The sequence below is a fragment of the Bacillus sp. FSL R5-0709 genome, assembly GCF_038004785.1.
GTDB lineage: Bacteria > Bacillota > Bacilli > Bacillales > Bacillaceae_G > Bacillus_A > Bacillus_A mycoides.
Genome location: NZ_JBBORT010000001.1, coordinates 1,122,993 through 1,148,303 on the forward strand (window position 1 = coordinate 1,122,993; position 25,311 = coordinate 1,148,303).

Below are 25,311 nucleotides of genomic sequence, written 5' to 3' on the forward strand. Positions count from 1 at the left end.
GGTTATGGATTATGGCGACGTTAAGAACTTGTGATCAAGGACACGAGTACTACAAAAGTAGCGATTGTCCAACTTGCCCAACCTGTGAGAAAGAGAGAAAGCCAAAAGAAGGCTTTCTTTCTCTTCTTTCAGCACCAGCAAGGCGAGCGTTAGAGCACCATGGAATAACGACTGAAGCAGAACTTTCAAAGTATAGTGAAAAAGAAATTTTGAAACTGCACGGTATAGGACCAGCATCTTTACCTAAATTGAGAGCGGCTTTAGAAGATAAGGGATTATCATTTAAATAAAAAAACTAATCATTAGCGGGGAGTAGCCTCTTCATTAATGATTAGTTTTTATAATCGGTATTAATTAGCTAGATAAACGCGTATAACGAAATCCCATTTTGAAAATCGTAAATCGATGGACAAAACGATTTAAAAGATGGATCAAGAATATAAGCGGATTGATTATAATATTAAGGAAGGAAGTGCAACACGATGGATTTTGAAACAGTAATGCAAGAGCTTGAAACTCTCGGCAAGGAACGAACTAAAAAAATATACATATCCAATGGTGCAAAGGAGCCACTTTTTGGCGTAGCTACAGGTGCTATGAAACCAATCGCGAAGAAAATAAAAATCAATCAAAGTTTAGCTGAAGAGCTTTATGCTACAGGTAACTATGATGCGATGTACTTTGCAGGCATTATTGCAGATCCAAAAACTATGAAAGAATCGGATTTTGATCGTTGGATGGATGGGGCGTACTTTTATATGCTGTCCGATTATGTGGTAGCAGTAACTTTATCAGAGTCAGATTTTGCACAAGACGTTGCTGATAAATGGATTGCAAGTGGTGACGAACTAAGAATGTCAGCGGGATGGAGTTGCTACTGCTGGCTTTTAGGGAATCGAAAAGACCATGAATTTTCCGAAAGTAAGATTGCCAATATGCTAGAAGTTGTAAAAAATACAATTCATGATGCGCCAGAACGTACGAAATCCGCTATGAATAATTTTCTAAACACTGTGGGGATTTCATATGTGCCGCTACATGAAAAGGCAGTTGAAACCGCAAAGGAAGTAGGCATAGTAGAACTAAAACGGGATAACAAGAAAAGTAGTTTTCTAAATGCTTACGAAAGTATTCATAAAGAACTTGATAGAGGAAGACTCGGATTCAAACGTAAATATGTAAGATGTTAAAATTAAAAGAAACAGCCCTAGCTCTACACAAAATAGAGCTAAAGCTGTTTCTTTTTTACGCTGTTCCAATTTGATCTTGGTCTGCAACGTCCGAATCAAATGTATTTGTTGCGCTAACGCCGCTAAAAGTGTTGACGACAAATCCGACATTGGAAGCCCCAGAGCCGTTATAAGCTTTCGTATTTTCTTTCGGAGACACGTTATAAAAATCTCCTAAGTTGAAAGAGCCGTTACTGTTTTGAACGACAAGATTTCCTACAACCGAAGGCATACCATCCACCTACTTTACTAAGCTTTTTAATTACTATATGAATTATTTAGAGGAAGGTTCATCAGTAATAAATTGGCGGATTTGTAGCGTGCGAGAATTATTAAAAACATAGTCAACATTGCCGATTTGGAAGCACGCGGAATTTAAAAGGGTTCGCAAGTGAACATCATTTACTTCAATAAAAGGGCACTCATTTACAATATTTAGTTTTACATCTGTCGTTCGCTTTGGAATTGTAATGTACTCATCTGTAAAGATTTCAAACGCATCAAAACGACCTTCACCTTTTATATAACAAGGGATTTCTCGATGAACGATAAGTGCTCTATTTTTTAATTCTATTTGATTAGAATCCCCGGCCTGGAAGACAGCTGAAACCCCCATAGAAACGATAGAAACATTTTGTACAATTGAAGTATGACGGAGCATAATTTTTCCTCTCCTCAACCTGGAGTCGGAGGGACATCTGTTACTAATGGTACAAATGGTCCCTCTGTAACAGATTCGAATGGCGTATCAAGAATAGAAGAAAGGATGAGAAGGTTTGCATCTCCAATTAAAAATAATGCGGAAGAAGAAACCCCGTTCATTTTAATCTGGCCTACTTTTAACTCACGGTTTACAACATTTAAATTCATGCATACTCACTCCTTTCGGAAATTGCCCGGTATGTGTTGAATAAAGGAAAGGAACGCCTTGTCAATATCTTGTTTCATCGCTTGAATAATGATGTCTCGTAAATAATCGGGATCTGTGGAAATACCCTCATACGATTGAACTTGTGATAAATAATATGGAAGTCTATGTTCCATCTGTTTTTTTATGTCATCCACCATCATTTGTCGATACATCTCATCAAGCGGCGTTCTCTCTTCTTGTTCAAAATGGAGAATTCGACTATATGCTTCTTCATCTAAATAGCGATGCATTTCTTGGAGGATACCTTGATAAAAGTCTGGATTTGTTTCTGTTTCAGGATTTACTTTTAATGTTTCTGTATCCACTTGAAAATCTTCAATTTGTTGCCCTTTTGTTGAAAATGGATTCAAGCCAATATTTAAAGTGCCGTTTAAATTTTCTACTTTTAATTGATCGAATTTATATTCCACTTTTCCTATAGAAGAGGAGGGACGACTTTTTAACTCATTAAGCTCTTCTTGTAGTAGGCGAACTTGCTCTTCAAGGTTTAGAATAGTTTGCTGCTGTATTTGGAGAGCTTGTTGAAGTTGGTGTAGGTAAGTATATATATCTTGATTCATTTGTGAAACCTCCTTTTCAATAGGGAGGGGAAATATATTCCTGCTATATATTTATGACAAGGATACCTTAAGAAGAACTAGTTGATGGTTTGATGGAAATAATTTGTCCTTTCGCATGTAAAGGGCGAAGCGGTTCTGTAAATCCGCCAGAATTTGAGAATTTAGAAAGAGCCTTAATACTACCTGCAGTTCCAATTTGAAAAACGGAAGAGGTCGTAATGCTATCGATTTTAATGCTGTTAATGATGATACTTTGGTTCACATAAAAATTCAATGCAATCGCCCCCTTTAGTTCGAACCAATTATTGCTTGATCAATTACATCTGAATCATTGACGGTCGTTGAGCTTTGATAATTGTAGACAGAGACGTTATCCCCAACATTAAATGAACCGGCTCCGGCAAAAGCGCGTGAATAACTAATAGGCCTAATCGCAAATACATCTCCAATATGAAAAATACCACTTGATCCAATGTTAACGATACGAATATGTCCGACCATAGCTGGCATACAAAACACCTTTCGTTTTTAAAATTTTCTTTTCTACTATTGTATGGGCGTTTTCAATAAAATGTGTATTTTTTCGAAATAAAAGAAACACATACGTTATTGCGTATGTGTTTCGAACATTTGAGTATGTGTGCAATCTGTATGTATAGGCCAAACAACATTTAAGAGCCTGTCCAATTCCTGGCTACAATCTACTGTTTTTTGAGAAGTCATTCCGTAGCGTTCAGCAAAATAGATCATTTTTTCGCGTTTTTTTTCGATAGCTTGCTCAAACATTGAAATCGGCTCCATCTCTCAATAAATTTTATGTATATATGTAGTACATATTATACAAAAATCCCATAAAAAAGAAACATCTTCGCTAAAAAAAGTATAATTTCTACATTTTATGTCAAATAACGGATGAGGAACAAATGTAAGAATGGTTGAATATTGTAAAAATTAGCGTGTGTAAGAAGGTTTTTTTCTTAAGGATGCGAATACAATTATAGGGTATGAGTTTTAGGATGGAGAGTGGAAATGTTGCGTTTTGTAACGGCGAAGAAAGAAGAAAAAGTATTTGTAGGTATTGTGGATGAAGAGGAAGAAAAGGTATTACATTTAAGAGAAGCGCAAAGACAAAAAGGGGAAAAGGTTACTATCCCAATTACCATGTTAGAGTGTATTGAAAGAGGAAGCGAATGTCTTGAGAAAGTGTACGATATTGTAAATTGGGCGAAGGAAAATGCGGGATCGGCGTATTATCCGTTAGCAGAGGTGAAAATATTAGCACCGATTCCAAGGCCGAGAAAAAATATTCTTTGTGTTGGAAAGAACTATCGTGAGCATGCGGTAGAAATGGGCGGAGTAGAGTCTATCCCTGAAAATATAATGATTTTTACAAAGGCGCCAACAACAGTGATTGGAATTGATGAGCAAATTAATGGTCACCCTCACGCGACGAATGAACTTGATTATGAAGGTGAACTAGCAATCGTTATCGGTAAGCGAGGGAAACAAATAAAAATAGAAAAAGCTCTTGATCATGTTTTTGGATATACAGTTATAAATGATGTAACTGCTCGGGATATTCAAAGAAAACATAAACAATTTTTCCTAGGGAAAAGTTTCGATACATTTTGTCCGATGGGACCGTATTTAATTCATAAATCGATGGTTAGAACGCCGAATGCATTACACATTGAAACAGTGGTAAATGGAGAAGTAAGGCAAACTTCAAATACGAGAGAAATGATTTTTTCAGTAGAAGAAATTATTTCAACTATAAGTAAAGGCATGACATTAGAGCCAGGAGATATCATTGCAACAGGGACACCAGCTGGTGTTGGTAAAGGTTTTACACCACCGAAGTTTTTACATGCTGGTGATGAAGTTGTTATTACAGTAGAGGGAATTGGTACGTTAAGAAATATAGTGAAATGAACAAAGAGCTATCTTGTGAAAAGATAGCTCTTTTCTATGGGCGTGGATTAACGGAGTAATCTATGATGGCGAAAATATACAATCCGATTAATGCTAAAGTACAAATTCCAATTAGCATAACTGCAAGTGCGCTTCTCTCACGGCCAAAACCGATAATTGTAAGGAAAACAGCAGCCCAAAATGATGTTTGGAGTAGTGTGAATGTATTAGGAGTTGAATAATGACTGAGTAAAGTTGTAGATAATATGAAGCCGATGAATGTCATAGAAATAAAAATTGTAGCTAAATTGTTAATGTGTTTTCCGTATTTCAATAGCATACAGTTACCCCCTTTTTAACGAAAGCAGAATATTCAATTTTATTTTACGATAAACTACTAAAAAAAGAAAGAGGTTGTCCTATATTTAGGACAACCTCACTATGATTAAGATAGTACAGCTTTAATTTTTTGGAACGCCCACTCTAAATCTTCTTCAGAGATTACTAGAGGTGGTGCAATACGAATTACGTTTTCGTGTGTTTCTTTACATAATAGCCCAGCTGCTTTTAGTTGTTCACAGTAAGGACGAGCTGGCTCGTTTAATTCGATACCGATGAATAAACCTTTACCGCGAATGTCAGTAATCATTGGGTTATCAATTTCTTTTAATTGCCCAACTAGTTTTTCTCCTAATTGAAGAGAACGCTCTGTTAATTTTTCTTCTTCTAATACTTCAAGAGCTGCAATAGAAACAGCACATGCAAGTGGGTTACCACCGAATGTAGAACCGTGAGAACCTGGCTCGAATACACCTAAAATGTCGCTGTTTGCTGCAACACAAGAGATTGGGAATACGCCGCCGCCAAGTGCTTTACCAAGTATGTACATGTCAGGAGTTACATTGTCCCAGTCACAAGCAAATACTTTACCCGTACGGCCTAAGCCTGTTTGGATTTCATCTGCTACGAATAAAACGTTTTCTTTTTTACATACTTCAAAAGCTTCTTGTAAGAAACCAGCTGGTGGAATGTTAATTCCTGCTTCACCTTGGATTGGCTCTAAAATGAATGCAGCTGTATTTGGTGTAATCGCAGCTTTTAACGCTTCTAAATCACCATAAGGAATTACAATAATGCCAGGAAGCATTGGACCGAAGCCGCGCTTGTACTCTTCGTTTGATGACATAGAAACAGCACCCATTGTACGTCCGTGGAAGTTATCTTCACAAACGATGATTTCTGCACGGTTTGCTTCTACCTTTTTCACATCATAAGCCCAGCGACGAGCTGTTTTAATTGCAGTTTCAACAGCCTCTGCGCCTGTATTCATAGGAAGTACCATATTTTTATTTGTTAGTTTCGCAACTTTTTCGTACCAAGGACCTAATTGATCGCTATGGAAAGCACGAGAAGTTAACGTCACTCGATTAGCTTGGTCAATTAAAGCGTTAATGATTTTTGGATGACGATGACCTTGGTTTACTGCAGAATATGCACTTAATAAGTCCATATAGCGGTTTCCTTCAGGATCTTCTACCCAAACGCCTTCTGCTTTAGAAATAACGATTGGAAGTGGATGGTAGTTATTTGCCCCGTATGTGTCTGTAAGTTCGATAATATCCTTAGTTTGAATCATGATTGTTCCCCCTTTTGTTATTACAAGAAGTTTGTAAATACTCTAAATATTATAGCATTTAAATATAAAAAAGCGAAACATTTCCTGAAAATATATGAACATGTTATCATATAGAGTGAAAAAGTGTGAAAAAGAGGAGGTAGGGATACGATGGTACATATGCATATTACAGCATGGGCGTTAGGATTAATTTTATTCTTCGTTGCGTATTCACTTTATTCAGCAGGAAGAAAAGGTAAAGGTGTACATATGGGGCTTCGCCTTATGTATATCATCATTATTGTGACAGGTTTCATGTTGTACATGAGTATTGTGAAGACGGCAACAGGTAGCATGCACATGTGGTACGGCATGAAAATGCTAGCTGGTATATTAGTAATCGCTGGAATGGAAATGGTTCTTGTGAAAATGAGCAAGAACAAAGCAACAGGGGCATTTTGGGGATTATTTATTGTTGCACTAGTAGCGGTATTTTACCTTGGACTGAAATTACCGATTGGTTGGCAAGTATTCTAATAAAAAATAAAACCACCTTATGATCTCAAATATTTGGGAGATAAGGTGGTTTTTATTTTATGTCGCATCAATATGCAACTCTTCTCCGTTTACTTTCGTAAATCGCAAAATATTTTTATTAGAGGAAGAGTGGCGTACAAAATGATGCTGCAATGTACAAATCATCTCTTCATTATCAAATAAAAGAATATTTACTCCTTCGCATGCTTCCTCTTTTGGCAAGAAGGATAAATAATTATGACAATACATGCAATCATATAAAGAGTAATGAAGCGATTGTAATGCCTCAGTTAATAATGTAAAGACAGAGTCAGGTAATTCCTCAAGCCATTCATTATAGCTAAGAAGTAATTTTTTACGAATTCGTATCATTTCTCCGTTTTGGAGAGAATGTTGTTCATTTGCAATTTGTAATATGTCTTGTTCATAAAAACGAGCTGGTAGCCAATTGTTGTTATATAAAATTTCAAAACCATCTTCAGCAATATCTTCTAATAGAAAAGCCTCATCATTTTCATCATCAAAGAATACCCATTCTTTGTTTATATATTCTACATTACCGACTGTATGAGCGCGCGGTTGGTTATACAAAATATGTTTGCGTTGTATCATAGTTCATTTCTCCTTTTATAGAAATAGTTATTCTTGTTATGGACAGTTCGTACGTTCTTTATAACTAGACACACCTAAAGATAGATGGGCATACAATAAAACACGCTTTACACTGTGAAACTGCTATTCCATATATGGATAGTTAGTTATCGTCAAGTTTGTTGTTTTTATGTATCCGCACTCATAGGGTGGGGATTACTGCACGTTCAGAAACAGATATTAGATTAGGAAGGATGATTCTTATGTGCGGGATTACAGGATGGGTGGATTATAAACGCTCATTAGAAGGGGAAAGGGACATCGTGACGAAGATGGCGGAAACGCTAGCGAAACGCGGTCCAGATGATAATAAAGTTTGGATTAAAGGGAACGTCGCATTTGGGCATAAACGGTTAATCGTTGTAGATCCTGAAGGTGGTAAACAACCCATGACTTGTTTAAAAAACGAAACGAGTTATGCGATTTGCTATAACGGAGAGCTCTACAATACAGAAGATATTCGCAAAGAGTTATTAAGAAGAGGTTATACATTTAAAGGGCATTCCGATACAGAAGTACTATTGGCATCTTATATTGAATGGAAAGAAGAATGTGTCGATCATTTAAACGGTATATATGCGTTTGCAGTATGGGATGAGAAAAATGAACGAGTCTTTATTGCCAGAGATCGATTAGGTGTAAAACCGCTTTTTTATAAATATGATAGCGGACGATTATTATTTGGTTCAGAGTTAAAAGCGATACTAGCGCATCCAGATGTGAAGGCGGAAGTAACGTTAGAAGGGTTGTCAGAAATATTTGGCCTCGGACCATCTAGAACGCCTGGTCATGGTGTATATGCTGGTATTCAAGAACTGCGTCCGGGTCATGCAATGACGTTCTCAAAAGACGGTTTATGTATATGGAGATATTGGAATGTAGAAAGTAAAAAACATGAAGATTCATTTGAAGAAACAGTAGAGAAAACTCGTTTTTTATTACAAGATGCGATTACGAGACAATTAGTTTCTGACGTACCACTATGCACTTTTTTATCAGGAGGTGTAGATTCAAGTGCTATCACAGCAATTGCCGCGAAAGAGTATGAAAGATCAGGGAAAGGTCAATTGCACACGTATTCTGTTGACTATGAAGATAACGACAAATATTTTAAAGCCAATGCGTTTCAGCCGAATTCAGATGCACCATTTATTAATTTAATGACAGAGACATTTCAAACAATTCATCATCGCTGCGTCATTTCTAATGAACAACTAGCACAGTATTTAACAGAAGCAGTACTCGTTCGCGATTTGCCTGGTATGGCAGATATTGATTCTTCATTATTATGGTTTTGCCGTGAAATAAAACAAGATTTTGTCGTCGGTTTATCTGGAGAATGTGCAGATGAAATATTCGGCGGTTATCCGTGGTTTTATAGAGAAGATGATTTACAATCAAGTGCATTTCCGTGGATGCGTTCTACAGAAGCGCGTGAACAACTTCTGAAGAAAGAATGGAGAAATAAATTAAATTTACAACAATATGTACAACAACGCTATGAAGAATCCATTCAAGAAGTTCCTATTTTAGAGGGAGAAAGCCCATTAGAAGCGAAGAGACGACAATTATTTTATTTAAACATGGTATGGTTTATGACAACATTATTAGACAGAAAAGACCGTATGAGTATGGGGGCAAGCTTAGAAGTACGCGTTCCATTTGCGGACCACCGACTTGTCGAATATGCGTGGAATATTCCTTGGGAAATGAAAATGTATAAAAACCGCGAAAAAGGTCTATTGCGTAAGGCTTTAGAAGGATTACTTCCAAATGATATATTGTATAGAAAGAAAAGTCCGTATCCGAAAACGCATAACCCGCACTATACGAAAGCAGTCACAGTATGGCTCCAAGATTTATTAACGGATAAAGGCTCAATTTTGCATGAATTGTTCGATAAGGAGCAATTGAGCGGATTGATCCAGTCTGGCGGCAGTGCATTTCAAAAACCGTGGTTTGGTCAATTAATGACTGGGCCGCAGCTTTTAGCTCATTTAGCGCAAATTCATGTTTGGTTTAAAGAGTATGGGGTGAATATTAAGGAATAGGGAAAGAGCGGCTTATATTTATGTGAGCCGCTCTTTTTCTTAAATAAATTGTCATATAAAATTCAAAATCATATTAGAAATAATATTTATTTAGAATTATTATTTTGACGTACTTATTATTGCTTGTTATAATTGGAAACAAATGTTCTTGAAAAAGATTCTCATTTCCAAAATTGAGGTGCTATATAGATGACGAAGAAGAAAATAGGTTTGCTTGTAATGGCATATGGAACACCGGAGTCATTAGATGATGTAGAAGCTTATTATACTCACATTCGTCATGGGCGTAAGCCATCTCTGAAGAAGCGCTCCAAAATTTAATCGGACGGTATAAAGCAATTAGTGGAATTTCACCGCTTGGGAAAATAATGAAAGAGCAGGCGCATAAATTAACAGATTCAATGAATAAAATGTTTACAGAGTATGAATTTGTTTGTTACTTAGGTTTAAAACACATTGCTCGATTTAGAAGTTTTATATGACACCGATTATGAATGTAAAGTTGTAACTGATGAATTAAATGGCACATATTTTAGACTAAATATGCCCAATTCACAATCTGTATTTATTGATTGTTTAGCTGAAATTGCTTCAAAAAAAATAAAGGAAATAGTTGACAAGGATTTAATTTTGAATAATAATTAGTTTATAATAATTTTAAATAAATAATAATTACTATGAAAGAAAGAGGAGGATCCCCCTGATGAATCCAAATAATCGCTTAACAACAAATCAAGGTGCTCCAGTTGGAGATAACCAAAATTCTCGTACAGCTGGTCGCCGTGGACCAGTATTGTTAGAAGACTATCATTTAGTAGAAAAACTTGCTCACTTTGATCGTGAACGTATTCCTGAGCGTGTTGTGCATGCGCGTGGTGCAGGTGCTCACGGCGTATTCGTAACGAAAAACAGCATGAAGCAATATACGAAAGCAGCGTTTTTACAAAATGAAGGAACTGAAACACCTGTATTCGTTCGTTTCTCAACGGTTATTCATGGCCAAGGTTCTCCAGAGACAGCTCGTGATCCGCGTGGGTTCGCTGTTAAATTTTATACAGAAGAAGGAAACTACGATATCGTAGGTAACCATTTACCAGTTTTCTTCATTCGTGATGCAATTAAATTCCCTGACATGGTGCATTCATTAAAGCCAGCACCTGATACAAATGTTCAAACACCAGATCGTTACTGGGATTTCATGACGTTAACTCCAGAATCTACACATATGATGACGTGGGTATTTTCTGATTATGGTACACCGGCAAACTACCGTGAAATGGAAGGATTCGGCGTACATTCATTTAAATGGATTAATGTAGAAGGTAAAATTGTTTACATTAAATATCATTGGAAGCCACAGCAAGGTGTGCGTAACTTAAGTGCAAAAGAAGTCGAGCAAGTGCAAGGAAAAGACTTCAATCATGCAACTCGTGATTTATTCGATGCAATCGAAAAAGGAAATTATCCGAAGTGGGATTTACACGTACAAGTGATGCAACTAGAAGAAACGGATTCTTTAGATTTCGATCCATTAGATCCGACGAAAGTATGGCCAGAAGATCGTTTCCCATTAATTGAAGTAGGGACGATGACGTTAAATCGTAACCCGAAAAACTTCTTTGCGGAAGTAGAACAAGTGGCGTTCTCTCCAAGTGCAACTGTAAATGGTATTGAACCATCTGAAGATAAATTATTGCAAGGTCGTTTATTCTCTTACCCAGATACACAGCGTTACCGCCTTGGTGCAAACTATTTACAAATTCCTGTAAACTGCCCATACGCAGCTGTTCGTAATCAACAACGTGATGGTGCGATGCAAGTGGATCAAAACCCATCTACAATAAACTACGAACCGAGCCGTCATACTGAAAATCCAGTTGAAGACCCAACTTACCGCGATTCAACTATGAAAGTAGAAGGCTACGTATCTCGTGAAAAAATTGACAAACCAAATGATTTCAAGCAAGCGGGTGAGCGTTACCGTTCATTCTCTAAAGAAGAGCAAGATAACTTAATTGCAAACTTAACAAATGACTTAAAAGACGTAAATGAGCGCACGAAATTATTAGCTGTTTGTAATTTCTTCCGTGCAGATCAAGAGTATGGAATACGCTTAGCGCAAGCTTTAAATGTTGATATTACGCAATATGTAGGGAATACTCCGAAATAAATAGGAAAAGACGACTGTTAAACGGTCGTCTTTTTTGTGTAAAATCATGCAGGGTATTTTTCGTTTTAGTTATGTCGGAATTTGTTGGTAAATCGATATATTTGAAAAAACGTTGATATATTTACGAAAATACAAGGCGGGGTATGCTGCCGCCCTGTACAATAAAAAGAGAGGCAATCTACTACCAATAGATTGCCTCTCTTTTTTTAGTTCACTCGCTCAGTATACTCATAAGCTTTCTCCCCATGCATCGAAATATCAAGCCCCATATGTTCCTCATGCTCATCGACTCGAACAGGGAGGAAGAAGTTGATCGCTTTAATAATGGCATACGTCATTATGATTGTGAATGCATATGTTGCTCCTATTGCTACAAGTTGTTTGAAAAGGAGAGCTGCGTTTCCGTAAAATAATCCGTTAGCGCCATCACCGTTTGCAGTAGTGGTTGCAAATAGTCCAGTTGCAATACCACCCCAAGTTCCTCCGATGCCGTGGCATCCAAATGCATCGAGTGTATCGTCGTATCCGAACTTCGTTTTTAAGAAGAAGACAGCGCCAAAGCATAATATACCGCCAATTGCTCCGATAAGAAGAGCGGAGAAAGGTGTAACGAATCCGCAAGCCGGCGTAATTGCGACTAAACCAGAAACAACCCCACAAGCAGCTCCCATCGCAGTCGGCTTCGATTGGAAGAACCATTCAGAAAGCATCCAAGTTAGAGCTGAGGCAGCGGCGGCTATATTTGTATTAATAAATGCAGTTAAAGCTACGTCATTTAAAGATAATGCACTACCGACGTTAAAACCGAACCAGCCGAACCAGAGTAAGCCTGCGCCTAACATTGTAAATGGTAAATGATGAGGAGAGGTGCCGCTTATGTTTTTTCGTTTTCCTAGGAAAATAGCTAATACAAGACCGGCAACACCAGATGTGATATGAACGACATTACCGCCAGCGAAGTCTAACGCGCCGAGTTCTCTCAGCCATCCGCCAACGCCCCATACCCAATGAGCGACAGGATTGTAAACGATTGTTGTCCAAAGAAGGATGAAAATAAGAAAGGCAGAAAATCGCATTCTTTCGGCGAATGCACCTGAAATTAAAGCGGGAGTTAAAATAGCGAACATGAGTTGGAACATCATAAATAAATTGTGAGGAATAGTAGATGAGTAGTCTGGATTTGGTGCGTAGGTAACTCCGTTTAGAGCGAACCAATCGAGATTGCCGATAAGTCCGTGCCAATCTGGTCCGAATGATAAAGAATAGCCGATAACAATCCATTGAATCGAAACGATAGCCATTGCGCTATAACTATGCATTGTCGTGCTGAGTACGTTTTTACTGCGAACCATGCCCCCGTAAAAAAGTGCCAATCCTGGTGTCATCAACATGACCATTACTGTCGTTACAAACATAAAAACTGTATCTCCCGTATTCATTCTCTCTCCTCCTATGATGTTAGAAAAAATAACATCGTCTTGTTATGTTTCATATCATATTCGAAATAAAAATAAAAATCAACTAAAAATTCAGAAAACTTTTTAAGTGATGTTAGAAAATCTAACATTAGGTATTTTGGATGGATAAAATCAACGTATGCGATTTGTTCTAATAATTGGTATAATATTCTTACAATTAGAAGTTTGGGGGATGCGTGTGAAAAAAATATGGACTAAGGAACTATTCATTTGTTTTTGTTTAGCTGTTATTTTGTTTGTACCAGTACATACTTTTGCGGAAGAAAAAAGGGAATGGCGAGATGAAGTTATATATTCCATTATGATTGATCGCTTTAATAACGGAGAACCGAAAAATGACAAACAGTTAGACGTTGGTAATTTAGAAGGGTATCAGGGCGGAGATATAAGAGGGATTATAAAAAGATTGGACTACATAAAAGAAATGGGATTTACTACTATTATGCTTTCGCCGCTTTTTGAAAGTGAAAAGTATGATGGATTAGGCGTTCGAAACTTTCAAAAAGTAAATGAACATTTCGGAACAGAAAATGATGTGAAAGAACTTGTAAAAGTGGCTCATCAAAAAGGAATGAAAGTTGTCTTTCAATTTCCGTATGCAGAAAATGAGCAACAATTAATAGACTCGATGAAATGGTGGATAAAAGAAGTTGATTTAGACGGAAGTTATGTGATACATAGTGAAAAAAAGCCGCGTGCTTTTTGGGATGAAGTGCAAAAGGATTTGCAGAAGGTAAAGAAAGATTTTCGCATTATGACAAAGGAAGATAATGAGTACTATAAAAAAATAGTAGAGTCATTTTCAAAAGCAGATATGTCTGTGAAACCTTTATATGATGTGAGCGGAAAAGAAGAGGAATTCGCTACGTTTTTAGATAATCAAGAAACAAAGAGATTTGCACGTATTGCAAAAGAAAATATGTATTACCCACCGTCTCGTTTAAAACTAGCGATCACTTACTTATTAACATCCCCGGGGATACCGAATTTTTATTACGGAACTGAAATCGCATTAGATGGGGGAGATGCTCCAGATAATAGACGATTAATGGATTTCAAATCTGATGAAAAGTTTATGCAGCACATAACGAAGCTAGGTGAACTTAGACAAGCGAGACCATCTTTACGACGTGGTACGTTTGAACTTCTATATGATAAAGATGGAATGAGTATATTAAAACGAAAGTATAAAGATGAAGTAACACTAGTAGCGATTAATAATACGAAAGAGACGAAAAAGGTTTCCTTACCTGTAAGTGCAATTGGTGAAAAACAAGAGTTAAGAGGATTGTTAGAAGACGAAATTATAAGAGAAGAAAACGGAAAGTTTTATCTTGTTTTAAAGCGCGAAGAGTCGAATGTGTATAAAGTTAGCGAAGAAACAGGTGTGAATTGGTTGTTTATCTCCTTAATAGTCGGTGTGAACGTATTATTTATTGCTTTTTTAATTGCGGTTAAAAAGAAAAGATCCTCTGTATAGATAGAGGATCTTTTTTTCTTAGCGGTAGTTAATGAACTGTACGTCGATTGGTAAGTCGACGCTGCGAACGGCTGCGATTACTGCTTGTAAGTCATCACGGCTTTTCGCTGTTACGCGTACTTGGTCATCTTGTACTTGCGTTTTTACTTTTAATTTCATTTCTTTAATGATGTTGTTAATTTTTTTCGCGTTATCTTTATCGATACCTTGTTGCAGAGTTGCACGTTGGCGAACAGTATTACCAGATGCAGTTTCAACTTTTCCGTAGTCCAAGTTTTTAATTGGAACGTTACGTTTTACAAGCTTAGAAATTAGAACGTCTTTTACTTGGTCTAATTTGAACTCGTCATCAGAAGTTAAAACAAGTACTTCTTTTTCTAATTTAATATCACTTTTACTACCTTTAAAGTCATATCGGTTTTGGATTTCCTTTAATGCGATGTTAATTGCGTTTGTTACTTCAGGTAATTCTACTTTCGAAACGATGTCAAAAGAACTCTCTTTTGCCATAGTTAGCACCTCCAAATAAATTTCTATCTTTTCATGCACCTAAATAGGCTATGTAATATACATATTAAAGTATAGCGGAAAATACATCGATTAGATAGAGTGTTGCAACTTAAGTGTTTTGACGGATCATCCGTAGGGGAATATAGTCCTATAGATACAGTCTTTATTTAATTATAGTGAATTTTGGGCAGTTGGACAAATAAAGGAAAAATCGTGTTATAATTAACTTTTGTTTGGAATGATAAAAAAGATAACTTTATATATAGAGAAGGGAATTAAAAAATATGTATTTGCAATTAGGATCGATTGAACAGGTAACTGTTTTACGCGAAACGGAAATCGGATATATGGTTGGAAACGAAGAGGAAGAAATCTTCCTACATAAAAACGAATTAGCTGGAGAAATTGCAGAAGGCGATACGATTGATGTATTCTTATACCTTGATCACCAAAATCGTATTTCAGCAACAATGAAGGAACCAATTATTACAACACATGATTGGAATTGGGTAAAGGTTGTAGAAGTTATTCCTAGTTTAGGTGTGTTTGTTGATATTGGTGTATCAAAAGATATACTAATTCCACTTGATGAGTTTCCAATTTATATGCCAGTATGGCCTCAAGAAGGCGACGAATTATATTGTACGTTAAAATTAACGAATCGTGATCGTTTAATTGCTCTTCCGGCAAGAGACAGTGATATGCAAGAAATTATCGTAGATGCAACGCCATCTATGCGTAATAAAAACGTAAATGGACGTGTGTATCGCTCACTTCAAGTTGGTTCATTCATACTAACTGACGAGCATTTCCGTGCTTTCTTACACCATACAGAAAGAAAAGAACAAGTCCGCATCGGTGAGCGCGTAACAGGTCGTATTATTGACGTAAAAGATGACGGTACAATTAACATTTCACTTCTTCCTCGTAAAGAAGAAGGAATGGAAGATGATGCAGCAGTACTTTATGCATATATGGAAGAACGAGGCGGAGCGATGCCGTTTTGGGATAAGAGCAACCCAGAAGACATTAAAGAACGTTTCAATATGAGTAAAGCTGCCTTTAAGCGCGCACTTGGTAAACTGATGAAAGAAGAAAAGATTTACCAAGAAGAAGGCTGGACTTACTTTAAGAAATAAGATAAATGAAAAAGAACTATTTTTTCTCTAAGTTTATTAGGGAGGAGGTAGTTCTTTTTGCGTTCAGTAAAATAAAGACGACTTAATAGATATATTAATCGAAGTAGAGGCAGAACTAGATCACATCAATTGGCATTATAAAAGTCTGAAGAAAAAGCACGACCTTATTTGAAAAAATAAGATCGTGCTTTATTTTAGTTCTCTTTCCCAAAAAGATGAGAAAATGTATCTTTCAAGTCACTATCGTTTATTTTAATATCCGCCTTTTTTAATTCACCTTGTAATAATTTTTGACCGAAGGAAGGGTCGGCAAGACGTTCTTCTTCTAAGTCTTTACGTATAGAGTCTTTCACTTTATCGTAAGGTTGTAAATCTTTTTTATCAGTTAGTTTAATAATGTGATAGCCGTTTGGTGATTTTACGGGATTGCTAATTTGGCCGGGCTTTAATTTGTAGGCAGCTTTTTCAAATTCAGGTGTCATTTTTCCTGCCCCGAAGTATCCGAGGTCTCCGCCATTATCTTTTGATGCTAAATCTTGAGATTCTTGTTTTGCTAATTCTTCAAATGAAGTGCCGGTATCTAATTTCTTCTTTATCTCTTTCGCTTCATTTTCGTTACTTACTAAAATGTGACTAGCTTTAATTTCTGGTTTATAGTGGTCTTTCACATCTTTTTCTGTAACGCTTTGTTTAATCGCTTCATTCAATGCAAGTTTGAATTTAATTTGATTTTTGAAATCTTCTTCATCTTTTAAACGATTATTTTCTAGTGTTGCTTTGAATTGTTCTCCATATTGATCTTTTGCTTTTTCTACTTCTTTATCTACTGCATCATCAGATACTTTATATTTTTTAGTAATAACATCTTGTGCTACCATTTCGTATAGCGTGTCTTTTCCGTATCGATCTTTCAATTGTTTTTCGAAATCGCTCTTCGTAATGGTTGAGTTTGTTGTTGTAGCGATTGTGGCCGAGTCATTTTTTTGTCCGCAAGCAGATAGCATTAATATACTTATTAGTGCAGTGATAATGAATGTACTTTTTCCTTTCATGCTAACACCTCATCCGAATATGTTATCGCTATTGTAGAATATAGAAGTGAACATGAAGTGAATTTTTAATGTTTTTTTCCTGTAAAATGTAAAAAAAGTACATCAACATTAACGTTGATGTACGATGTAATCAAAGGTGATCGGTTTTCTTAGAATATGCACGTTTTCCTTGCTGAATATTTTTTTGCTCTTGTTCATTTTTTTGAGTGCGCTTTGCATTATTGTCGCGTGCTTTTTTGTCGTTATCGCTAGTATGTGGCATATGTATCAACTCCATTTCTAAACGTTGTATGTTTATCATTTCCTTTTTCGTAAAGACTATGTATAGCGGTGCATTCATGAATACTAAAGGTGGATTAGAAATGGATTTGAAGCTGAATTATACTGAACTTATTAAGAAGTTAGTCGTTGTAATTATTGCGGGTTTATTAAATGCGATTGGGATGAATTTATTTTTAACACCAGCGAAAGTGTATGCGAGTGGTTTTGCTGGATTGTCTCAATTATTGTCACAAATATTAGGTGACTTTTTATCTATTCATATATCTACGGGGGTATTGTTTAGTTTGTTTAATATTCCTGTCGTTATTTTAGCGTGGAAAAAGGTTGGGAAGGCCTTTACATTTTTTAGTTTTCTTTGTGTTGTATTTATGACTTTGTTTTTAGAAATTATCCCAGTTAGAGCGGTTTCGCATGATATTATATTGAATGCGATTTTTGGTGGGATTATTTCAGCGATTGGGGTAGGGGTTGCTTTAAAGTGGGGGGCTTCTACAGGTGGTCTAGATATTATTGCTATGATTTTATCAAAAATAAAAGATAAGCCTGTCGGCACGTATTTTTTCTTCTTTAATGCACTTATCATTATCGCTGCTGGCTACGTGTATGGATGGGAAAAGGCATTATATACTTTAGTCACTTTGTATGTATCAACGAGAATTATTGATGCGATTCATACCCGTCATGTGAAGATTACGGCATTAATTGTTACAAAGAACGGGGCAGATGTGCGAAAAGCGATTCACTCTCGCTTAGTGAGGGGGATTACAACTATACCAGCAACAGGTGCTTATACAAATGAAAATAAAGAAATGTTAATGATTGTTATTACTCGTTACGAGTTGTACGAATTAGAGAGGGTTATTAAACAAGTGGACCCAGGTGCATTTACAAATATACTGCAAACGGTCGGTGTGTTTGGATTGTTTAGAAAAGATTAAGGAGGACCAAAGCTGGTCCTCCTTTTTTAATGCGAATTCGTAATGTTTTGCAATTGCTCCTGCATTTCACGTAGCTGAACTTTTTCAGCAGTTGAAGAGTTTGCATAAGCAGAGTGCAAAGAGTTTTTTGCTCTATAAACGAGTTCCTGTTGTTCAGCGCCACTTGAACAAGAAACGGCACTTGAAACAGCGTCTCTAGCTTGTTGGAATAGTAAGTTCCCCATTTAAACCCCTCCAAATGAAGAGTTACTTCTCGCTTTTTCTGCCTCAGCTAATGTACCTCTGTACGGGAATCTTGCATCATGCTTCATAACAGCATCGGCTCCTTGCTGGATAAAACGCTTTGATTTGTTCTTTTTACCCATTCGAAAAACCCCCTTTATTTAGCTGAAAACAATTGACGCGCTTTCTCTTGCGTCTAATAATAGTATGAGCGTTTGGCGAGAAACTATAAGCAGGGAATTTTTAGATTACAATCCAAGAACCTCTTCTAAATATAGAGCGATACCATCTTCTTCATTCGTTAATGTCGTATGATTTGCAAGTGATTTTAATTCAGGAATCGCATTACCCATTGCGATTCCATGACCAGCAAATTCGATCATTTCAAAGTCGTTATCCTCATCACCAAAAGCGATAATTCGCTCTTTAGGAATATTATAATGGCCTGAAATTTTTTGTAATCCGACAGCTTTATTTAATCCGCTTTTTACAATTTCAATAATTGGCCAAGGCGCACCCCATTTTCTATGGTCGATGACTTCAGCATGCATATCTGTTAAATGTTGGCGAATTGCAGCAGAATGCTCGTCATGTGCATCGATTAATAAGCAAGTTGGATGGTCGTTTAAAATATTTAATAAATCTCCTGTGAAAATCTTTGGAGAACCGAATTCAAAAATATGTTTTTTATCTTCATCAATTTCACGGACATACACATCATCGATGACTTCAGCATAGACATTTTTCACGCCGAAATCAAAGCAAGCTCGGACGATTTCTTGCGCTGTTGAAAGTTCAAGAGGAGAGTGATGTGTTCCCCAACTTGAATCAAGAGGATGATGCACGTAAGCTCCATTAAAGTTTACGATTGGTGTGTTAAGGCTAAGTTCTTTATAATAATCGTAACTAGCGCGGAATGGACGCCCTGTTGAAATAACGACAATATGTCCTTGTTCTTTTGCTTTTGCAATTGTGTTTTTCGTTCTTGGAGAAATTATTTTGTTGTCTGTTAATAAAGTTCCGTCTAAGTCTAATGCGATTAAATGTTGTTTGTTCATAATTTCACCTCTTATAATAAATTTTTTGATTCTATCTGTATTTCCGTTTTTAATATGCAGAAATAAGAGGTTAGACTGGGTGAAACTACTGTAGATGAAAGTTTCACTATATATCCATCTTACGTCGCGAAGCGCTGTGGTGTCTACTATTTCTCGTTGGAAATTAGGAAAAGTCAATATCTTTTTAGAAAGTTCAAACAATGTTTCTTTCATTATGTACAATTTGTGAAAAGGGTTACATTGTTTGAATGATGCGACTTATAATGAACATGTAATCTTCTCGTATATGTTTGACTCTCCTTTGAAACTGGCCTAAAGTAGGTTGGTTTCTTTTTTTTCAACAAATATGCCAATAATTCCTGCTTAAGCTTGTGTAATTATATATATGTACATGGGTAAACCGTAGTACTTGTTTCCTAAACATGACAGAAAAGCTTTCTTTTAAAATGGATATACTAATGAGGCAAGACGTCATGGAAGGAGAATGGAAATGGGACAAAATCGCAGGTTTCGTTCAGGGCAAAAGGCGCCAAATGATGGCATTTACGTAGAAATTGGTGAAACGGGAAGTATGGTGAAAAATCCGCAAATGGTACAATTAACTGCCGGTGAAAAGTTTCCAGATAACACGAATCATAACCGTCAGTGGACATATAAAAGAAAACCGTAACAGAAGCCGCAATCGTTATTGCGGCTTTTTTGATTAGGAAAATGAATGTTACTTTTTTCTTTTTCCAATAATAAGTTTGAACTACATAAGCAAAATTATTGTATAAAAAAGTCAGTTGGCGTATAATCAAATCAAAGGTCAAAGAAAGTCAAACATTTGGAGGGCTGTAAAGATGGACTTAAATCAAATGACAACGAAAACACAGGAAGCGATTATGAGTGCTCAATCTTTAGCGGTATCTCATCATCATCAAGAAGTAGATACTGTTCATCTATTGCTTACGTTATTAGAGCAGCAAGACGGATTAACAGTACGTATTTTTCAAAAAATGAATGTCGATATAGAAGCGTTAAAGCAAGGTGTAGAAAGTTTAATTAAGAAAAAGCCTTCTGTAACTGGAAGCGGGGCAGAGGCAGGGAAATTATATGTAACAGGTGCTTTGCAACAACTGCTTGTAAGAGCAGGAAAAGAAGCGGAGAAATTGCGAGATGACTACATTTCAATCGAACATGTATTACTTGCTTTTTCTGAAGAAAAAGGCGATATAAATCAATTATTCGCAAAATTTTATATTACGAAAGATAACTTATTACAGTCTTTAATGACAGTTCGGGGGAATCAAAGAGTGACTAGTCAAAATCCAGAAGCAACTTATGAAGCGTTAGAAAAATATGGCCGTGATTTAGTGGCTGAAGTAAGAGCGGGGAAAATTGATCCTGTAATTGGCAGAGATAGTGAAATTCGCCGCGTGATCCGCATTCTTTCACGCAAAACGAAAAATAACCCCGTTTTAATCGGAGAGCCAGGTGTTGGTAAAACAGCAATCGTTGAAGGATTAGCGCAGCGTATTGTGAAAAAAGATGTCCCAGAAGGATTAAAAGATAGAACAATTTTCGCTTTAGATATGAGTGCACTTGTGGCCGGAGCAAAATTCCGCGGTGAGTTTGAAGAACGTCTGCAAGCTGTATTAAATGAAATTAAAAAGAGTGAAGGTCGCATTTTATTATTCATTGATGAACTTCATACAATCGTCGGCGCTGGTAAAACAGAAGGAGCGATGGATGCGGGAAATATGTTAAAACCAATGCTAGCGCGTGGTGAACTGCATTGTATCGGGGCAACGACATTAGATGAATACCGTAAATATATTGAGAAAGATCCAGCGTTAGAAAGACGTTTCCAACAAGTGTTAGCAGAAGAGCCAACTGTTGAGGATACAATTTCCATTTTACGTGGTTTAAAAGAGCGTTTTGAAATTTATCACGGTGTAAATATTCATGATCGCGCGATTGTAGCGGCATCTGTTTTATCAGATCGATATATTTCGGATCGTTTCTTGCCCGATAAAGCAATTGATCTTGTTGATGAAGCTTGTGCAACAATTCGAACAGAAATTGATTCTATGCCAACAGAACTAGATGAAGTAACGCGCCGCATTATGCAGCTGGAAATTGAAGAAGCTGCTCTTGGGAAAGAAAAGGACTTAGGTAGTCAAGAGCGCCTAAAAACATTGCAACGTGAATTATCGGATTTAAAAGAAGTTGCAAGTAGTATGAGAGCGAAATGGGAGAAAGAAAAAGAAGACATTCATAAAGTGCGTGACTTACGTGAACATTTAGAGCGCTTGCGCCGTGAGTTAGAAGAAGCAGAAGGAAATTACGATTTAAATAAAGCAGCTGAGCTTCGCCACGGGAAAATTCCAGCTATCGAAAAAGAGTTAAAAGAAGCGGAAGAGATGGGTGCACATAATAAACAAGAGAATCGTTTATTACGCGAGGAAGTAAGTGAAGAAGAAATTGCAGACATTGTTTCAAGGTGGACTGGTATTCCTGTCGCAAAACTCGTTGAAGGTGAACGTGAGAAATTATTACGTCTTGAACAAATTTTATCAGAGCGTGTTATCGGTCAAGAGGAAGCGGTAAGCCTTGTATCAGACGCAGTACTTCGTGCTCGCGCTGGTATTAAAGATCCGAATCGTCCAATTGGTTCATTTATTTTCTTAGGCCCTACAGGTGTTGGTAAAACTGAGCTTGCAAAAACGTTAGCGCAAACATTATTTGACAGTGAAGAGCAAATGATTCGTATCGATATGTCTGAGTATATGGAGAAACACGCGGTGTCACGCTTAATTGGAGCGCCTCCTGGATATGTTGGATATGAAGAAGGTGGTCAATTAACAGAAGCAGTAAGACGTAAACCGTATTCTGTTATTTTGTTAGATGAAATCGAAAAAGCACATCCAGAAGTATTCAACATTTTATTACAAATGTTAGACGATGGCCGCATTACAGATTCACAAGGACGTACAGTAGACTTTAAAAATACGGTTATTATTATGACTTCAAATATTGGATCTGCTCACTTATTAGAAGGGCTAGAAGAAGATGGTTCTATTAAAGAAGAGTCAAGAGAACTTGTAATGGGACAATTAAGAGGACATTTCCGACCAGAATTCTTAAACCGTGTCGATGAAATTATTTTATTCAAACCTCTTACAAGGAATGAAATTAAAGGTATTGTTGATAAGATTGTACAAGAATTACAAGGGCGTTTAGCAGATCGCCACATATCATTAGAATTGACGGAATCTGCAAAAGAATTTGTTGTAGAAGCTGGATTCGATCCGCTGTACGGAGCTCGTCCGTTAAAACGATACGTACAGCGTCAAGTTGAGACGAAATTAGCGAGAGAATTAATTGCAGGAGTGATTACTGACAATAGTCACGTAGTGGTTGATGTAGAAAATAACGAATTAGTCGTGCGCGTGAAGTAAAAAAAGAGTTCGGATAAAATCCGGACTCTTTTTTTAGTGTTGTTCTACTGGCTCGTTTGGAATCGCAGCTGCAATCGCTAATACTAATACCGCAAGAACAACTGAGAAAATAGACGCTTGGTTAAAATCGTATGTACCGCCAGTCATAGAGCCGATTACATAGCTCATCATATGTACAAGTGCGAACGACCAAATTAATGCCCAAATGAAACGCATATTTTACACCTCTATTCGTTCAATCTGTCCTTATTGTAACACAATTGAAAAAAGAATATAGAAAAATATTTGTAGATTTTTCAACGCAAATTTGCATTCTGTTCATACATTATAAAAGAGTACTTTTATACGTTTAGAAAATAAGGCGGGGGAAAAATGAGTATTACGGAACGTTTTTTTTACTTAGAAAAAGAACCATGTGTAATTTATTTACCGGAAAAGCCAAATGGATTTTCTGTTATGCTCCTAGGAGATTATAACTATTTTATTGAGAATGGTACAAGTTTATGGACACAGCATGCAGGGAGAGCTTATTTTTTACAGGGCCTTATTGAAAAAGGCTATACGGTCTTTTCATCTAACTTATACGGAAGGCATTGGGGAAACGATCGAGCTGTTCGTCTTGCAAAACGTTTGTATGATGTCGTTCTAAGAAAAGAGACGTTGAATGCGAAAATGCACATTATGGCAGATGGTATGGGAGCGCTTGTAGCACTGGAGATGATGAACAAATACCCTGAATGTATACGTTCTGTCGTTATGTTAAATCCGTGTTTAGATTTACCAGAATATGTGGATTTTGAGAAAGAGCATAAGTTTTTTTACAAAAGATTAGTGAAGGAATTAAGTTTGGCGTATGATTCCAAAGAAGAAGAATTAGAATCAAAAATAAATAAGAAATCATTTGCGCTTCTGCCGTCTTGTGTACCTGTTAAAGTTTTTGTCTCAACACAGGAAAAAAGAGGAAGAAAACAATTGTTACGTAAATACGAGAAAATGAGGCAATTCAATCAATGCGATACTTCTGTTTTATTCCATCTGCAAGATGTGAAATATAAAATGGTTAGACAAACGACTGATTTCTTTAAAAAATATGAAGAAGAATTGTGAAGCTCCCATATACATAAATGAGGAGCTATTTGTTTCAAGGGGAAAGGGTTGGTGGTATGAAACGCGTGCTGATTATAGGTGCACTTACGTTTGTAGGTTATCACCTTGTGAATAAAATGATTGCAGAAGAAGTAGAAGTATATGGTCTTGATTTTGATGAATTTGATAGTATGACAAAAATTAATGAAGAGAAATTATTGTTGATTGGGCGGAATGCGTTATTTACGTACTATTCTATAAGGGATGAAGACGGATGGCGATCGGTAGAGGAAGAGAGTTTCGATACAGTTTATTTTTGCTTGTATGAGCCGAATCAGCAAAGTGGATTTCGGAATGAAAGGGTCATATTACAATATTTAAAACGAATCGTAAGGATGTGTGAAAAAAATAAAGTAAAGTTAAATCTAATTTCTTCTATTGAAATAGGAAGCACTGAAGAATCCGAAAACAAACATCTATTTTCGAAAGTGGAAGAAGGGTTGAAAAAAGGCGAATTACAATATAGTGCATATCGAGTTCCTACATTATATGGGCCATGGCAACCGTCGTTTATGATGTATCATCAGCTTATTTTATCAGAACTTGATGAAAAAGAGTGCCGTTGTATAAATGGAGAAAAAGGAAGTGATTTACTTTACGTTGAAGATGTATGTGAATATTTATGGGAAAATGGAATGAATGTAAAACACCTCGGTATATATAATTTACTTAGTGGAAAAGAAGAGTTATGGGAAAAAGGTATGAGTCTTTTACATGCAGATGATAAAGTAAATAACAAAAATGTGGAAGTAAGGGATGAAGCTGTAGAGGTTATTTCTATTCAAAAAAATACACCAGTAGAATTCGGTTTAAATAAACAATTGGCACATATGAAAAAATATAAAGAGTTATACGAAGGGTAGCATGCGTGTTACACTATTGTATGGATAATTGATTGAAAAGCTTTA

General features: G+C 36.5%; 31 protein-coding genes and 1 pseudogene. 14 read left to right on the forward strand and 18 right to left on the reverse strand.

The features are described 5' to 3' along the window. Positions 1 to 11: 11 nt before the first annotated feature. Together MKX37_RS05725 and MKX37_RS05730 are read left to right on the forward strand one after the other, a co-directional pair. Entirely contained in the window at positions 12 to 290 is a 279-nt protein-coding gene (locus tag MKX37_RS05725; protein ID WP_002011271.1) for an RNA polymerase alpha subunit C-terminal domain-containing protein, read from the forward strand. A 192-nt stretch (positions 291 to 482) separates the two neighbouring features. Continuing rightward, positions 483 to 1,190: a DNA alkylation repair protein gene (locus MKX37_RS05730; protein ID WP_002168910.1), complete on the forward strand. Its 708-nt coding sequence runs from the start codon at positions 483 to 485 to the stop codon at positions 1,188 to 1,190. Between the two features lie 55 nt (positions 1,191 to 1,245). On the opposite strand, the gene gerPF is transcribed toward MKX37_RS05730, so the two are convergent. From gerPF to MKX37_RS05765, 7 genes are all read right to left on the reverse strand, one after another. Next, on the reverse strand, positions 1,246 to 1,461 hold the full coding sequence (gerPF, locus tag MKX37_RS05735; protein WP_001141570.1) for a spore germination protein GerPF: 216 nt from the start codon (positions 1,459 to 1,461) through the stop codon (positions 1,246 to 1,248). Between the two features lie 42 nt (positions 1,462 to 1,503). Further along, on the reverse strand, positions 1,504 to 1,890 hold the full coding sequence (locus MKX37_RS05740; protein WP_002011268.1) for a spore germination protein GerPE: 387 nt from the start codon (positions 1,888 to 1,890) through the stop codon (positions 1,504 to 1,506). A 14-nt stretch (positions 1,891 to 1,904) separates the two neighbouring features. After that, the gene (gene gerPD, locus MKX37_RS05745) at positions 1,905 to 2,099 is read right to left on the reverse strand and encodes a spore germination protein GerPD (RefSeq protein ID WP_001052805.1); all 195 of its coding nucleotides are present in this window, start codon (positions 2,097 to 2,099) and stop codon (positions 1,905 to 1,907) included. A 6-nt stretch (positions 2,100 to 2,105) separates the two neighbouring features. Continuing rightward, complete coding sequence (gene gerPC / locus MKX37_RS05750) at positions 2,106 to 2,720, reverse strand: spore germination protein GerPC (RefSeq protein ID WP_001070757.1); 615 nt, start codon at positions 2,718 to 2,720, stop codon at positions 2,106 to 2,108. Between the two features lie 67 nt (positions 2,721 to 2,787). Continuing rightward, entirely contained in the window at positions 2,788 to 2,994 is a 207-nt protein-coding gene (gene gerPB / locus MKX37_RS05755) for a spore germination protein GerPB (RefSeq protein WP_001012505.1), read from the reverse strand. A gap of 14 nt (positions 2,995 to 3,008) precedes the next feature. Further along, positions 3,009 to 3,230, reverse strand: coding sequence for a spore germination protein GerPA (gene gerPA / locus MKX37_RS05760; RefSeq protein ID WP_001111190.1), 222 nt, complete (start codon positions 3,228 to 3,230; stop codon positions 3,009 to 3,011). A gap of 96 nt (positions 3,231 to 3,326) precedes the next feature. Further along, positions 3,327 to 3,506 (reverse strand): aspartyl-phosphate phosphatase Spo0E family protein, encoded by a 180-nt coding sequence (locus MKX37_RS05765; RefSeq protein WP_002087032.1) that lies wholly within the window; start codon positions 3,504 to 3,506, stop codon positions 3,327 to 3,329. A gap of 243 nt (positions 3,507 to 3,749) precedes the next feature. Between MKX37_RS05765 and MKX37_RS05770 the strand changes: the two genes are divergently transcribed. Then, the gene (locus MKX37_RS05770; protein ID WP_002125896.1) at positions 3,750 to 4,652 is read left to right on the forward strand and encodes a fumarylacetoacetate hydrolase family protein; all 903 of its coding nucleotides are present in this window, start codon (positions 3,750 to 3,752) and stop codon (positions 4,650 to 4,652) included. A 34-nt stretch (positions 4,653 to 4,686) separates the two neighbouring features. On the opposite strand, the gene MKX37_RS05775 is transcribed toward MKX37_RS05770, so the two are convergent. Both MKX37_RS05775 and rocD read right to left on the reverse strand, forming a co-directional pair. Continuing rightward, positions 4,687 to 4,971, reverse strand: a complete 285-nt coding sequence (locus MKX37_RS05775; RefSeq protein WP_078422206.1) for a hypothetical protein — start codon at positions 4,969 to 4,971, stop codon at positions 4,687 to 4,689. Positions 4,972 to 5,076: 105 nt separating this feature from the next. Then, complete coding sequence (gene rocD, locus MKX37_RS05780; protein WP_000616665.1) at positions 5,077 to 6,267, reverse strand: ornithine aminotransferase; 1,191 nt, start codon at positions 6,265 to 6,267, stop codon at positions 5,077 to 5,079. 150 nt (positions 6,268 to 6,417) lie between these two features. Here rocD and MKX37_RS05785 point away from each other — a divergent pair, with 150 nt between their 5' ends. Then, positions 6,418 to 6,783 (forward strand): YisL family protein, encoded by a 366-nt coding sequence (locus MKX37_RS05785; RefSeq protein WP_000233497.1) that lies wholly within the window; start codon positions 6,418 to 6,420, stop codon positions 6,781 to 6,783. A 57-nt stretch (positions 6,784 to 6,840) separates the two neighbouring features. Here the strand turns inward: MKX37_RS05785 and MKX37_RS05790 are convergent, their stop codons facing one another. Beyond that, entirely contained in the window at positions 6,841 to 7,395 is a 555-nt protein-coding gene (locus MKX37_RS05790; protein WP_002030292.1) for a DUF2777 domain-containing protein, read from the reverse strand. Positions 7,396 to 7,637: 242 nt separating this feature from the next. Here MKX37_RS05790 and asnB point away from each other — a divergent pair, with 242 nt between their 5' ends. The 3 genes and pseudogenes from asnB (at position 7,638) to katB (ending at position 11,655) form a co-directional block, all read left to right on the forward strand. Beyond that, the gene (asnB, locus tag MKX37_RS05795) at positions 7,638 to 9,485 is read left to right on the forward strand and encodes an asparagine synthase (glutamine-hydrolyzing) (RefSeq protein WP_016126693.1); all 1,848 of its coding nucleotides are present in this window, start codon (positions 7,638 to 7,640) and stop codon (positions 9,483 to 9,485) included. A 189-nt stretch (positions 9,486 to 9,674) separates the two neighbouring features. Further along, positions 9,675 to 10,130, forward strand: a pseudogene (locus MKX37_RS05800) (ferrochelatase). 58 nt (positions 10,131 to 10,188) lie between these two features. Beyond that, complete coding sequence (gene katB / locus MKX37_RS05805; protein ID WP_078422205.1) at positions 10,189 to 11,655, forward strand: catalase KatB; 1,467 nt, start codon at positions 10,189 to 10,191, stop codon at positions 11,653 to 11,655. 206 nt (positions 11,656 to 11,861) lie between these two features. On the opposite strand, the gene MKX37_RS05810 is transcribed toward katB, so the two are convergent. Continuing rightward, positions 11,862 to 13,094, reverse strand: coding sequence for an ammonium transporter (locus tag MKX37_RS05810; RefSeq protein ID WP_078422204.1), 1,233 nt, complete (start codon positions 13,092 to 13,094; stop codon positions 11,862 to 11,864). Positions 13,095 to 13,251: 157 nt separating this feature from the next. Between MKX37_RS05810 and MKX37_RS05815 the strand changes: the two genes are divergently transcribed. Next, entirely contained in the window at positions 13,252 to 14,613 is a 1,362-nt protein-coding gene (locus MKX37_RS05815; RefSeq protein ID WP_002125908.1) for an alpha-amylase family glycosyl hydrolase, read from the forward strand. A gap of 18 nt (positions 14,614 to 14,631) precedes the next feature. Here MKX37_RS05815 and MKX37_RS05820 read toward each other — a convergent pair whose 3' ends face one another. Then, positions 14,632 to 15,123, reverse strand: coding sequence for a YajQ family cyclic di-GMP-binding protein (locus MKX37_RS05820; RefSeq protein ID WP_002030284.1), 492 nt, complete (start codon positions 15,121 to 15,123; stop codon positions 14,632 to 14,634). A gap of 284 nt (positions 15,124 to 15,407) precedes the next feature. Between MKX37_RS05820 and MKX37_RS05825 the strand changes: the two genes are divergently transcribed. After that, positions 15,408 to 16,262 carry a CvfB family protein gene (locus tag MKX37_RS05825; RefSeq protein WP_002011240.1) on the forward strand — a complete coding sequence of 285 codons (855 nt, stop codon included), beginning with the start codon at positions 15,408 to 15,410 and terminating at the stop codon, positions 16,260 to 16,262. Between the two features lie 194 nt (positions 16,263 to 16,456). Here the strand turns inward: MKX37_RS05825 and prsA are convergent, their stop codons facing one another. Together prsA and MKX37_RS05835 are read right to left on the reverse strand one after the other, a co-directional pair. Continuing rightward, complete coding sequence (gene prsA, locus MKX37_RS05830; protein ID WP_002125911.1) at positions 16,457 to 17,314, reverse strand: peptidylprolyl isomerase PrsA; 858 nt, start codon at positions 17,312 to 17,314, stop codon at positions 16,457 to 16,459. A gap of 130 nt (positions 17,315 to 17,444) precedes the next feature. Continuing rightward, positions 17,445 to 17,576, reverse strand: a complete 132-nt coding sequence (locus MKX37_RS05835) for a DUF3941 domain-containing protein (protein ID WP_001120851.1) — start codon at positions 17,574 to 17,576, stop codon at positions 17,445 to 17,447. 100 nt (positions 17,577 to 17,676) lie between these two features. Between MKX37_RS05835 and MKX37_RS05840 the strand changes: the two genes are divergently transcribed. Further along, the gene (locus MKX37_RS05840; RefSeq protein WP_002125914.1) at positions 17,677 to 18,534 is read left to right on the forward strand and encodes a YitT family protein; all 858 of its coding nucleotides are present in this window, start codon (positions 17,677 to 17,679) and stop codon (positions 18,532 to 18,534) included. A 26-nt stretch (positions 18,535 to 18,560) separates the two neighbouring features. On the opposite strand, the gene MKX37_RS05845 is transcribed toward MKX37_RS05840, so the two are convergent. The 3 genes from MKX37_RS05845 to MKX37_RS05855 all read right to left on the reverse strand — a co-directional run bounded on the left by MKX37_RS05845 (position 18,561) and on the right by MKX37_RS05855 (position 19,814). Beyond that, positions 18,561 to 18,758 carry a DUF3813 domain-containing protein gene (locus MKX37_RS05845; RefSeq protein WP_002011309.1) on the reverse strand — a complete coding sequence of 66 codons (198 nt, stop codon included), beginning with the start codon at positions 18,756 to 18,758 and terminating at the stop codon, positions 18,561 to 18,563. Next, positions 18,759 to 18,899 carry a hypothetical protein gene (locus MKX37_RS05850; RefSeq protein ID WP_000516816.1) on the reverse strand — a complete coding sequence of 47 codons (141 nt, stop codon included), beginning with the start codon at positions 18,897 to 18,899 and terminating at the stop codon, positions 18,759 to 18,761. A gap of 105 nt (positions 18,900 to 19,004) precedes the next feature. Next, positions 19,005 to 19,814 carry a Cof-type HAD-IIB family hydrolase gene (locus MKX37_RS05855; RefSeq protein WP_002030271.1) on the reverse strand — a complete coding sequence of 270 codons (810 nt, stop codon included), beginning with the start codon at positions 19,812 to 19,814 and terminating at the stop codon, positions 19,005 to 19,007. Positions 19,815 to 20,304: 490 nt separating this feature from the next. Between MKX37_RS05855 and MKX37_RS05860 the strand changes: the two genes are divergently transcribed. Further along, a complete protein-coding gene (locus tag MKX37_RS05860) occupies positions 20,305 to 20,484 on the forward strand; it encodes a YjzC family protein (protein WP_000531422.1) in 180 nt (59 codons plus the stop codon). 172 nt (positions 20,485 to 20,656) lie between these two features. Continuing rightward, positions 20,657 to 23,257, forward strand: coding sequence for an ATP-dependent chaperone ClpB (clpB, locus tag MKX37_RS05865; protein ID WP_003187936.1), 2,601 nt, complete (start codon positions 20,657 to 20,659; stop codon positions 23,255 to 23,257). 33 nt (positions 23,258 to 23,290) lie between these two features. On the opposite strand, the gene MKX37_RS05870 is transcribed toward clpB, so the two are convergent. After that, on the reverse strand, positions 23,291 to 23,473 hold the full coding sequence (locus MKX37_RS05870) for a YjzD family protein (protein ID WP_001211111.1): 183 nt from the start codon (positions 23,471 to 23,473) through the stop codon (positions 23,291 to 23,293). 156 nt (positions 23,474 to 23,629) lie between these two features. Here MKX37_RS05870 and MKX37_RS05875 point away from each other — a divergent pair, with 156 nt between their 5' ends. Then, positions 23,630 to 24,364 carry a hydrolase gene (locus tag MKX37_RS05875; RefSeq protein ID WP_002030268.1) on the forward strand — a complete coding sequence of 245 codons (735 nt, stop codon included), beginning with the start codon at positions 23,630 to 23,632 and terminating at the stop codon, positions 24,362 to 24,364. Between the two features lie 29 nt (positions 24,365 to 24,393). Continuing rightward, a complete protein-coding gene (locus MKX37_RS05880) occupies positions 24,394 to 25,266 on the forward strand; it encodes an NAD-dependent epimerase/dehydratase family protein (RefSeq protein ID WP_002086991.1) in 873 nt (290 codons plus the stop codon). Positions 25,267 to 25,311: the final 45 nt, after the last annotated feature.

Bases quoted from the DNA above. Each gene is read 5' to 3' on its own strand.
- MKX37_RS05820 (WP_002030284.1), bottom strand. From the start codon at position 15,123: ATGGCAAAAGAGAGTTCTTTTGACATCGTTTCGAAAGTAGAATTACCT.
- MKX37_RS05815 (WP_002125908.1), top strand. From the start codon at position 13,252: ATGCGATTTGTTCTAATAATTGGTATAATATTCTTACAATTAGAAGTT.
- gerPC (WP_001070757.1), bottom strand. From the start codon at position 2,720: ATGAATCAAGATATATATACTTACCTACACCAACTTCAACAAGCTCTC.
- MKX37_RS05855 (WP_002030271.1), bottom strand. From the start codon at position 19,814: ATGAACAAACAACATTTAATCGCATTAGACTTAGACGGAACTTTATTA.
- clpB (WP_003187936.1), top strand. From the start codon at position 20,657: ATGGACTTAAATCAAATGACAACGAAAACACAGGAAGCGATTATGAGT.
- MKX37_RS05850 (WP_000516816.1), bottom strand. From the start codon at position 18,899: ATGGGTAAAAAGAACAAATCAAAGCGTTTTATCCAGCAAGGAGCCGAT.
- MKX37_RS05770 (WP_002125896.1), top strand. From the start codon at position 3,750: ATGTTGCGTTTTGTAACGGCGAAGAAAGAAGAAAAAGTATTTGTAGGT.
- MKX37_RS05825 (WP_002011240.1), top strand. From the start codon at position 15,408: ATGTATTTGCAATTAGGATCGATTGAACAGGTAACTGTTTTACGCGAA.
- gerPF (WP_001141570.1), bottom strand. From the start codon at position 1,461: ATGCCTTCGGTTGTAGGAAATCTTGTCGTTCAAAACAGTAACGGCTCT.
- katB (WP_078422205.1), top strand. From the start codon at position 10,189: ATGAATCCAAATAATCGCTTAACAACAAATCAAGGTGCTCCAGTTGGA.
- MKX37_RS05775 (WP_078422206.1), bottom strand. From the start codon at position 4,971: ATGCTATTGAAATACGGAAAACACATTAACAATTTAGCTACAATTTTT.
- MKX37_RS05810 (WP_078422204.1), bottom strand. From the start codon at position 13,094: ATGAATACGGGAGATACAGTTTTTATGTTTGTAACGACAGTAATGGTC.
- MKX37_RS05725 (WP_002011271.1), top strand. From the start codon at position 12: ATGGCGACGTTAAGAACTTGTGATCAAGGACACGAGTACTACAAAAGT.
- MKX37_RS05840 (WP_002125914.1), top strand. From the start codon at position 17,677: ATGGATTTGAAGCTGAATTATACTGAACTTATTAAGAAGTTAGTCGTT.
- MKX37_RS05875 (WP_002030268.1), top strand. From the start codon at position 23,630: ATGAGTATTACGGAACGTTTTTTTTACTTAGAAAAAGAACCATGTGTA.
- MKX37_RS05790 (WP_002030292.1), bottom strand. From the start codon at position 7,395: ATGATACAACGCAAACATATTTTGTATAACCAACCGCGCGCTCATACA.
- gerPA (WP_001111190.1), bottom strand. From the start codon at position 3,230: ATGCCAGCTATGGTCGGACATATTCGTATCGTTAACATTGGATCAAGT.
- asnB (WP_016126693.1), top strand. From the start codon at position 7,638: ATGTGCGGGATTACAGGATGGGTGGATTATAAACGCTCATTAGAAGGG.
- MKX37_RS05765 (WP_002087032.1), bottom strand. From the start codon at position 3,506: ATGTTTGAGCAAGCTATCGAAAAAAAACGCGAAAAAATGATCTATTTT.
- gerPD (WP_001052805.1), bottom strand. From the start codon at position 2,099: ATGAATTTAAATGTTGTAAACCGTGAGTTAAAAGTAGGCCAGATTAAA.
- MKX37_RS05845 (WP_002011309.1), bottom strand. From the start codon at position 18,758: ATGGGGAACTTACTATTCCAACAAGCTAGAGACGCTGTTTCAAGTGCC.
- MKX37_RS05870 (WP_001211111.1), bottom strand. From the start codon at position 23,473: ATGCGTTTCATTTGGGCATTAATTTGGTCGTTCGCACTTGTACATATG.
- MKX37_RS05835 (WP_001120851.1), bottom strand. From the start codon at position 17,576: ATGCCACATACTAGCGATAACGACAAAAAAGCACGCGACAATAATGCA.
- MKX37_RS05730 (WP_002168910.1), top strand. From the start codon at position 483: ATGGATTTTGAAACAGTAATGCAAGAGCTTGAAACTCTCGGCAAGGAA.
- prsA (WP_002125911.1), bottom strand. From the start codon at position 17,314: ATGAAAGGAAAAAGTACATTCATTATCACTGCACTAATAAGTATATTA.
- MKX37_RS05860 (WP_000531422.1), top strand. From the start codon at position 20,305: ATGGGACAAAATCGCAGGTTTCGTTCAGGGCAAAAGGCGCCAAATGAT.
- MKX37_RS05785 (WP_000233497.1), top strand. From the start codon at position 6,418: ATGGTACATATGCATATTACAGCATGGGCGTTAGGATTAATTTTATTC.
- rocD (WP_000616665.1), bottom strand. From the start codon at position 6,267: ATGATTCAAACTAAGGATATTATCGAACTTACAGACACATACGGGGCA.
- MKX37_RS05740 (WP_002011268.1), bottom strand. From the start codon at position 1,890: ATGCTCCGTCATACTTCAATTGTACAAAATGTTTCTATCGTTTCTATG.